Source organism: Gemella sp. 27098_8_149 (genome assembly GCF_041433745.1).
Classification (GTDB): domain Bacteria; phylum Bacillota; class Bacilli; order Staphylococcales; family Gemellaceae; genus Gemella.
Map to the genome: position 1 here is coordinate 67,419 of NZ_JAPWCB010000008.1, position 9,522 is coordinate 76,940.

Below are 9,522 nucleotides of genomic sequence, written 5' to 3' on the forward strand. Positions count from 1 at the left end.
ATTGTAACCCTAAAAATGGCTTAACTATGGTATAATTATCAATGCATAACAATGAGTAAAGAGGACTATAAAAAATGGGAAGAAATAAACTGAAATTAGGATTAGGAGTATTAACAGTATTAGCTACACCAATAACTGTGAATGCAGTATCTAGTAGTGATGCTTTAGCAGCACAAGGCTGGGTTAAAACTGGAAACACTTGGTACTTCTATAATCAAAATGGAACATTAGCAAGAAACGCCTGGGCAGGAAATTACTGGTTAGGAGCTGACGGAAGAATGGCTACTAATGCGTGGGTAGATGGCGGACGTTACTATGTTGGAAGTAATGGTCTTTGGGTAAAAGGTGCTCAAAAACCCGCTGCAGCAAAACCAGAAGTTAAGAAACAAGGTTGGGTTCAAAACGGTTCAGCATGGAACTACTATTACCAAGGAAATATTGTTAGAAATGCTTGGATAGGAAGCTACTGGTTAGGAGCCGATGGAAGAATGGCGACAAGTTCATGGGTAGACGGTGGACGTTACTATGTAGGAGCAAATGGAGTTTGGGACAAAACTGTTAAAAAACAAGAAGTAGCAAAACCAGAAGTTAAAAAGAACGGCTGGGTAAAAGAAGAAAGTACTTGGTATTACTTCGAAAATGGAACATTAGCTCGTAATAAATGGATCAGCAGTACTTACTGGGTTGGAGCTGATGGTAAAATGGCGACAAGCGCATGGGTAGATGGCGGCCGTTACTACGTTGGTGCTAATGGAGCATGGGTGAAAGATGCTAAGAAACCGGAAGCAGCTAAACCTGTGGAGAAAAAACAAGGTTGGGTAAAAGAAGGAAACGCATGGTACTTCTATTACCAAGGTCAAATTACTAGAAATGCATGGGTAGGAAGCTACTGGTTAGGATCTGATGGTAAGATGGCAACAAGCTCATGGGTAGATAACGGTCGTTACTACGTAGGAGCTAATGGACTATGGGATAAAAATGCTAAGAAGCAAGAAGTAAAAGCAGCAGTTAAAAAGAACGGCTGGGTAAAAGAAGGTAACACTTGGTACTACTATGAAAATGGAACATTAGCTCGTAATAAATGGGCAGGAAACTACTGGTTAGGAGCTGACGGAAGAATGGCTACTAATGTATGGGTAGATAATGGTCGTTATTATGTAGATGATTCTGGAGCATGGGTTAAAAATGCAGGACATGGTATAAACTATTCAAGTTATTACAAAGTAAAATCATTATATATCCCTGTATATGATGCGAATGGCCGTATCTTATCTCATGTTTCTAAAGATACAGTACTATTTAGAGATAATAGATCAACTGCGAATGGCAGAATCCCTGTTCAAGTAGCGGGACTTACAGGTTATGTTAATGCTAGTCAAGTAACTGCAATCAACTCTAATGATACATTCATTCCGGATTACGTAAGTGACGGAAGATATGTTTATCACAGATACTCTCCGTACACTAAAGTAATGGTTGCTTATCACAATGCAAATATGCAAGTTGGTAAATCATATTATTCAGCAGACGGTATTAACTTCGGAACATTTAAATTGGATCATCCATTCCAATTCTCTAATTTAAAATCTAGAACGAACTATACTGCGGCTGATATTAATAGACTATATAGCATAATGGGAGCTAGTGATAGCAAATTAGCTGGTAAAGGAGCTACATTTAAAGCTGCGGAACAAAGATACGGAGTTAATGCTTTATACCTAGTGGCACACAGTGCTTTAGAAAGTGCATGGGGAAGAAGTAAAATCGCAAAAGATAAAAATAACTTCTTCGGAATAACTGCATACGATGATACTCCATATACTTCTGCGACTAAATTCGATAATGTAGATAGTGGTATTATGGGTGCTGCTCGTTGGATTAATTCAAGATATTTACATAATTCTGGATACCCAGCTAATGGAGCATACTTAGGAAACAAAGCAGGTGGTATGAATGTTAACTACGCGACTGCACCATATTGGGGTGAATCTATCGCGAGTATAATGTTCAGCGCTAATGAAAAATTAGGAAGAAAAGATAGATAAGAAAGGATAGGCTAGGTTAGTATTTTAATCTAGCTTCCTTTTTGATAAAGGAGATAACTATGTTAGTTTCGGTTGTAATCGGACTTTTGAATGAGGAAAAGTTTTTACCAAGATTAATAGAAGATTTTAAGAATCAGACATATGATCACAACAAGATTGAATTGATATTTATAGATGGAATGTCAAAAGATAAAAGCTGGGAAATATTAGAAGATTTTAAAGCTAGTGATCATGATTTTTACGATGTAGTATTGTTGAAAAATCCTAAGGTAATATTGTCAGCGGGTATGAATGTAGGTATAAAAGCTGCAAGAGGAGAATGTATCCTTAAAGTAGATTGTCACTCGCATATTACCGAGAACTTTATCGAGAATAATGTTAAAGTTATTGAGAGTGGAGAAGATGTTTGCGGAGGACCACGTCCAAATATTATCGAGAATGAAGATAATCTAAGTAAAACACTATTATTAGTAGAAGAGAATATGTTTGGTAGTGGAATAGCGAATTATCGTAAACAGACTTCTAAACAATATGTAAGTTCAGTTTTCCAAGGGATGTATAAAAAGGAAGTATTTGATAAGATTGGATTATTAGATGAAAAAGTAGGGCGTGTAGAGGATAATGAACTACATTATCGAATTAGAAAAAATGGTTATAAGATTCGTTATAGCAACGATATATTGTCATATCAATATACTAGACCGACGGTAAATAGAATGTTAAAACAAAAATATTCGAACGGATATTGGATTGGTAAGGTGAGTCATGTTTATCCTAAGGCTTTCTCTATCTTCCACTTTGTTCCTTATGTATTTGTTTTAGGAATAATCTTTAGTTTATTGATGTTGCCATTGACGAAGTTATTTGCCGTGCTTCTTGCGGTAACTTATGGCTTATTTACAATTCTAGTTACAATGATGACTATTATTAATAATAAATTCAACGCAACTATGTTGTTAATTCCAATCTTGCTATTCCTAGTGCATTTCAGCTATGGTTTGGGAACTTTAGTGGGACTAGTTAAAGGATTTAGTTGGAAAAAAGAATACAATAAAGAATAAAATATGAAATCATGAAGACAGGCTAATCTTAGCCTGTCTATATTTGTAACTAACTTGTAATATCAAAAGAGATATCTTAATGATATAATAGAAAATGCGTAAATGTATGAAAATAGAAATAAGGAGCAGGAATTTATTATGAGAAAAAATAAATGGAAATTAGGATTAGGGGTACTGACGGTATTAGCTACACCGATCGCAGTGAACACAGTAGCTGGTACTGAAGCACACGCAGCTCAAGGTTGGGTGCAAAGTGGTTCTTCATGGTACTACTATAATAATCAAGGTAATGCAGTAAGAAATGCCTGGCAAGGGAATTACTGGCTAGGTGCAGACGGAAGAATGGCGACAGATGCGTGGGTAGATGGAGGACGCTACTACGTAGGAAACAATGGTCTTTGGGTGAAAGGTGCTCAAAAACCTGCTGAAGTTAAGAAGCAAGGTTGGGTTCAAAATGGTTCTGCATGGAACTATTATTACCAAGGAAATATCGTTAGAAATGCATGGGTAGGAAGTTACTGGCTAGGATCTGATGGTAGAATGGCAACAAATGCGTGGGTAGACGGAGGACGTTACTATGTAGGTGCTAATGGAGTTTGGGATAAAAACGCTAAGAAACAAGAAGCGCCAAAACCAGCTGAGAAGAAAAATGGTTGGGTAAAAGAGGGTAACACTTGGTATTACTATAACCAAGGAATCATGGTTAGAAATGCTTGGCAAGGAAACTACTGGTTAGGTTCTGATGGTAAGATGGAGACAAACTCATGGGTAGATAATGGTCGTTATTACGTAGGTGCAGATGGTTCTTGGGATAAAAATGCTAAGAAACAAGAAGAGAAAAAACAAGGTTGGGTAAAAGACGGTAACTCATGGTACTATTACCATCAAGGTCAAATGGTTAAAAACGCTTGGCTTGGAAGTTACTGGCTAGGATCTGACGGTAAAATGGCGACAAACGCATGGGTAGACAACGATCGTTATTACGTAGGTGCTAACGGAGTATGGGAAAAAGATAAGAAGAAAGAAGATAAAAAGCCAGAAGAGAAAAAACGTGGTTGGAAAAAAGAAAACAACATTTGGTTTTATTACAATGAAGACGGAACACTAGCTCGTAATAAATGGGCAGGGAACTACTGGTTAGGTGCGGATGGTAAGCTGATTACAAATGCATGGGTAGACAACGGCCGCTACTATGTAGGAAGCAATGGGGCTTGGGATAAAGATAAGAAAAAAGAAGATCCAGTTCCAACAGGAAAACACACTGGTTGGGTTAAGAGTGGAAGCACTTGGTACTACTTCAATGCAGAAGGTCAAATGGTTAAAAATGCTTGGGCAGGAAACTATTGGCTAGAAGCTGACGGAAAAATGGCCACAAATAAATGGGTAGATAACAATCGTTACTTCGTAGGAAGCAATGGAGCTTGGGTTCAAAATCCAGCTAACAATACTAACCTAAATAGAGTTCTTGATATTGCTCGTAAATATATGGGTGTTGAAACGGGAACAAGAGAACACAAGAAAATCGTTGATGCTTATAACTCTGTAGATCCAAAACCAGTAGGATATACTGCGACGTATGATGACGACTGGTGTGATATTTTCGTTACAACAGTATTCCAACAAGCAGGGCTAAGTGACCTTATCGGTAGAGAATGTGGTGTTCAACGTCATATCGGAATTATGGAGAAAAAAGGTATCTGGAAAGGGAAAACTCAACCTAAAGTAGGGGACATCGTTACATTTGACTGGGACGGTGGAGGTTGGGCAGACCACATCGGTATCGTTGAATCAGTAAATAATGGTGTAATCACTACTATCGAAGGTAACTCTGCATTATATGCAGGAAGCACTGCGAATACAAAAGTAAACAGAAAAACTTATAACTGGAATTCTAGCTACATTAAAGGTTATGCAAGACCAGCGTATTAAGATATAGTAAATGTGCTCTGAACATTGATTATGAATGGTGACTAGATGCTATTGAAAATATCTTAGATAGATTTTCGAATATATTAAATTTATGAGAGGTAAATCGATAAAATTAATTTCTATGAAATTATGATTTTGAGTTCCTCTCATTTGTTTTTATTGATTAAAAATAGTATAATTTAAAGTAAAATTATTAGAAAAAATGGAGGTGACAGGTTTATGAAAAAAGGTATTAGTTTTGTTCTTGTAGGTAGTTTATTGCTGACTGGTGCAGGAGATGTTAAGGCTGATTGGATAAAAGATCAGCAAGGTAAGTGGGAATATTTCTCTAATGAAGACAGTATAAGTCATCTTTATGATGAAAAATCTAAAGATTTCGTAAAACCTGTAAAACTTCCACAATATTATCAAGCGGATGCGAGATGGAGTTCTAAGAGATATGGAATCTCTAATATGAAGACTACAGGTTGTGTGCCTACATCGCTATCGATGATTATTTCGGGACTAAAGGAGAATGTTACGCCTGTTCAAGTCGCGGACTATATTTATGATACATCTATGGAGATGAATACTCTGTTCACGGGAACTTCTAGCCTTGGAGCTGTTGCGGCTATTGAACACTGGGGATGTAACTACCGTGTTGTTAATTCTAAAGATGATCTAAAAGCAGCATTGCAAAACGGAAATATTGTCTATGGTGCTGTAGGTCATGGGATTTTTGTAAAAGGTTATAGCACGCACGCGATAGTTCTAAGTGGTTATCAAAATGGGAAGACTCATGCGATAGATCCAGATAATCCAGAAAGAACGAATAAATGGTACAACGTTGATGATATTTGGGATCAACGTAGTATGGAACTTGAGGATAATTCTGCGGGTGGTCCATTTATGGTAGTATATAAATAAAAGCAAGATTGTGAAGAAATTCACAGCCTTGCTTTTTTTCTTGTGATTTTGACTATTTATGTATAATAAAATTGGAGTTGGAAAAAAATCCAACTCCGAGTGTTTTTATAATATTTATTAATAGGCTTTAGTCAGCGAATCCGTTTGGATGTTTACTTTGCCATCTCCATGAGTCTTCACACATACGTTTTACATCGTACTGTGCTTCCCAACCAAGTTCTTCTTTAGCTTTTGAAGCATCTGCGTAACATGCAGCGATATCTCCTGCACGACGTGGTGCGATAACGTAAGGTAAGTCGCGACCAACAGCAGCAGAAGCACTCTTAATAATATCTAATACAGAGTATCCTACTCCTGTTCCTAGATTGTATTTAGTTAGTCCGCTACCTTTTTCTAATTTTTTAAGGGCAGCCACGTGCCCGCGAGCTAAGTCTACTACGTGGATGTAGTCACGAACTCCAGTACCATCATGTGTATCGAAGTCATCACCGAAGACATTAACTTTTTCTAATTTACCAACTGCTACTTGCATTACGTATGGAAGTAGGTTGTTTGGAATTCCTGTTGGATCTTCTCCGATATCTCCACATTCGTGTGCTCCAATTGGGTTGAAATAACGAAGTAATACAACATTCCATTCATTATCAGCTGCATAAACATCTCCTAAAATTTCTTCTAAGATTAGTTTAGTACGTCCGTATGGGTTAGTTACAGATAATGGGAAATCTTCTTTAATTGGTAATGCGTGAGGATCTCCGTATACTGTAGCTGAAGAACTGAAGATAATGTTCTTACAGTTGTGTTTTTCCATAACACGGCATAGTGTTGTAGTTCCTGCTACGTTGTTATCGTAGTACTTTAAAGGTAATTGGCAAGATTCACCAACAGCTTTTAATCCAGCGAAGTGAATAACACCAAAGATGTTTCCTTCTTTTTCAAAGATTTCGTCTAATTTTGCTTCATCACGAATATCAGCTTCATAGAATGTTACTTTTTTTCCTGTAACTCTTTCTATTACTTCTAAACTTTTTTTGTTTGCATTATATAAGTTGTCCACGACAACTACTTCATTTCCATTGTTTAATAATTCAATACAAGTGTGAGACCCGATAAATCCAGCTCCACCAGTTACTAGTATTTTTTCAGTCATAGTGTAATTTTCTCGTAAAATACGAGTCCTTCCTATAATTTTATATATTCATTTTATCGGAAGTATATGTAAGTGTCAATAAATATGTGGCTAATATTAAGATTATATTACAACTGTGGTATTTCTTTGAAAAATTGTTGATTTTATAATAAAATAATAAGATATGTATTTATGTAAACAGAATTATTTTAGAAGAAATTAAGAGGAATTATTATGAAAGTGAATAAAATGAAATTAGGATTAGGAGTATTAACAGTATTAGCTACACCAATCGCAGTGAACACGGTGGCTAGCAGTGATGCTCTAGCAGCTCAAGGATGGGTTAAGACTGGAAATGCATGGTATTTCTACAATCAAAATGGAACATTAGCAAGAAATGCTTGGGCAGGAAATTACTGGTTAGGTGCCGATGGGAAAATGGTAACTAACGCATGGGTAGATAATGGACGTTATTACGTAGACGCAAACGGAGCATGGGTTAAAGGTGCTCAAAAACCGGCAGCGCCAAAACCAACTGTAGCGCAAAAACAAGGTTGGGTTCAAAGTGGTGGAGCATGGTACTTCTACCACCAAGGTCAAATCGTAAGAAACGCCTGGGTAGGAAGCTACTGGCTAGGAGCCGATGGGAAAATGGCAACAAGCTCATGGGTAGATGGCGGACGTTACTACGTAGGAGCAAATGGTGTTTGGGATAAAAACGCTAAAAAACAAGAAGCACCAAAACCAGTTGAGAAAAAACAAGGTTGGGTAAAAGAAGGAAATACTTGGTATTACTTCGAAAATGGAGCACTAGCTCGTAACAAATGGATCAGCAGTACGTATTGGGTTGGAGCAGATGGTAAAATGGCGACAAGCTCATGGGTAGACAATGGCCGTTACTACGTAGGTTCAAACGGAGCATGGGTAAAAGATGCTAAGAAACCAGAAGCACCAAAACCAGTTGAGAAAAAACAAGGTTGGGTAAAAGAAGGTAATGCATGGTACTTCTACTACCAAGGACAAGTCACTAAAAATGCCTGGGTAGGAAGCTATTGGCTAGGAGCAGATGGTAAGATGGCGACAAGTTCATGGGTAGATAATGGCCGTTACTACGTAGGTGAAAATGGAGTTTGGGATAAAAATGCTAAAAAACCAGAAGCGCCAAAACCAGTTGAGAAGAAACAAGGTTGGGTGAAAGAAGGAAATACTTGGTATTACTATGAAAATGGAACTTTAGCTCGTAACAAATGGATCAGCAGTACATACTGGGTTGGAGCTGACGGTAAAATGGCAACAAGCTCATGGGTAGATAATGGCCGTTACTATGTGGGTGCTAATGGAGCATGGGTAAAAGATGCTAAGAAGCCTGAAGCAGAAAAACCAGCAGAGAAAAAACAAGGTTGGAAAAATGAAAACAACGTTTGGTACTATTATAATGAAGATGGTACGCTAGCTCGTAATAAATGGGCAGGAAACTACTGGTTAGGCTCAGATGGTAAGATGGCGACAAATGCATGGGTAGATAATGGCCGCTACTATGTAGGATCAAATGGAGCGTGGGTGAAAGATGCATCTAAAGATAAAAATACAAAACGTTCTATCTTCTTAGATCCAGGACACGGTGGAAGTGATCCAGGTGCAGTAAGTGGTGGAGTAAGAGAAAAAGACTTAACTCTTAGCGTGTATAATAAAGTAAGTAGTAAGCTTGCATCTTTAGGATATACAGTATTGACAAGTAGAAATGTTGATAAAGATGTAGACTTAGTAGAACGTGCGGAACAAGCTAACAACGCAAATGCAGATATGTTATTAAGTATCCACTTTAATGCTGGTGGACGCGGTGTTGCACGTGGTATCGAAACGTACTATTACCAATCTCAAGCGGATAGGGTACCTAAGATAAACAAAGAAAATCACAACAATGCTGAGAGATTAGAAAGAAGTAGAAAACTAGCTAATAAAGTACAACAAAATCTACTGTATCAAACTGGAGCGAATGATAGAGGGGTTAAACGTGCTTCATTCACAGTTCTTCGTGAGACTTCTATTCCATCAATTCTAGTTGAATTAGGATTTATAGATAATCCAGAAGAACGTAATAAAATTAAAACAAATGAATATCAAGAACGTTTAGCAAATGGTATTGTTGACGGAATTGTAGAATATTATAAATAAAAAATTTAGTAAAGAAGTTGTCGATAAATTGGCGACTTCTTTATTTTAGAATAACAAGAAATATAACCTATAATTTCTTGAAATTAAGTATTAATTATTGTAAAATGAATATTGAAATTTAAATTTAGAGTGGAATTTTTTGAGGTGAATATATTATGACAAAAAATAGATTAAAATTAGGATTAGGAGTATTAACAGTATTAGCTACACCAATCGCAGTGAACACAGTAGCTAGTAGTGATGCTCTAGCGGCTCAAGGCTGGGTTAAGACTGGAAC

6 protein-coding genes are annotated in these 9,522 nt (G+C 37.1%); 5 read left to right on the top strand and 1 reads right to left on the bottom strand.

The window, feature by feature from the left end; genetic code table 11:
* Window positions 1-74: 74 nt before the first annotated feature.
* The 4 genes from O3801_RS05120 to O3801_RS05135 all read left to right on the top strand — a co-directional run bounded on the left by O3801_RS05120 (window position 75) and on the right by O3801_RS05135 (window position 5,941).
* Entirely contained in the window at window positions 75-2,045 is a 1,971-nt protein-coding gene (locus tag O3801_RS05120) for a glucosaminidase domain-containing protein (RefSeq protein WP_371454294.1), read from the top strand.
* 59 nt (window positions 2,046-2,104) lie between these two features.
* Entirely contained in the window at window positions 2,105-3,106 is a 1,002-nt protein-coding gene (locus tag O3801_RS05125) for a glycosyltransferase family 2 protein (RefSeq protein ID WP_294683683.1), read from the top strand.
* Window positions 3,107-3,244: 138 nt separating this feature from the next.
* The gene (locus O3801_RS05130; RefSeq protein WP_371454295.1) at window positions 3,245-5,035 is read left to right on the top strand and encodes a hypothetical protein; all 1,791 of its coding nucleotides are present in this window, start codon (window positions 3,245-3,247) and stop codon (window positions 5,033-5,035) included.
* A 219-nt stretch (window positions 5,036-5,254) separates the two neighbouring features.
* Window positions 5,255-5,941, top strand: a complete 687-nt coding sequence (locus O3801_RS05135; RefSeq protein ID WP_294683681.1) for a C39 family peptidase — start codon at window positions 5,255-5,257, stop codon at window positions 5,939-5,941.
* A 127-nt stretch (window positions 5,942-6,068) separates the two neighbouring features.
* Here the strand turns inward: O3801_RS05135 and galE are convergent, their stop codons facing one another.
* Window positions 6,069-7,091, bottom strand: a complete 1,023-nt coding sequence (galE, locus tag O3801_RS05140) for a UDP-glucose 4-epimerase GalE (RefSeq protein ID WP_371454297.1) — start codon at window positions 7,089-7,091, stop codon at window positions 6,069-6,071.
* Window positions 7,092-7,304: 213 nt separating this feature from the next.
* Here galE and O3801_RS05145 point away from each other — a divergent pair, with 213 nt between their 5' ends.
* The gene (locus O3801_RS05145) at window positions 7,305-9,245 is read left to right on the top strand and encodes an N-acetylmuramoyl-L-alanine amidase (protein WP_371454298.1); all 1,941 of its coding nucleotides are present in this window, start codon (window positions 7,305-7,307) and stop codon (window positions 9,243-9,245) included.
* Window positions 9,246-9,522: the final 277 nt, after the last annotated feature.

Excerpts from the sequence above, each read along its gene's own strand:
- galE (WP_371454297.1), bottom strand. The coding sequence starts at position 7,091 with ATGACTGAAAAAATACTAGTAACTGGTGGAGCTGGATTTATCGGGTCT.
- O3801_RS05125 (WP_294683683.1), top strand. The coding sequence starts at position 2,105 with ATGTTAGTTTCGGTTGTAATCGGACTTTTGAATGAGGAAAAGTTTTTA.
- O3801_RS05145 (WP_371454298.1), top strand. The coding sequence starts at position 7,305 with ATGAAAGTGAATAAAATGAAATTAGGATTAGGAGTATTAACAGTATTA.
- O3801_RS05120 (WP_371454294.1), top strand. The coding sequence starts at position 75 with ATGGGAAGAAATAAACTGAAATTAGGATTAGGAGTATTAACAGTATTA.
- O3801_RS05130 (WP_371454295.1), top strand. The coding sequence starts at position 3,245 with ATGAGAAAAAATAAATGGAAATTAGGATTAGGGGTACTGACGGTATTA.
- O3801_RS05135 (WP_294683681.1), top strand. The coding sequence starts at position 5,255 with ATGAAAAAAGGTATTAGTTTTGTTCTTGTAGGTAGTTTATTGCTGACT.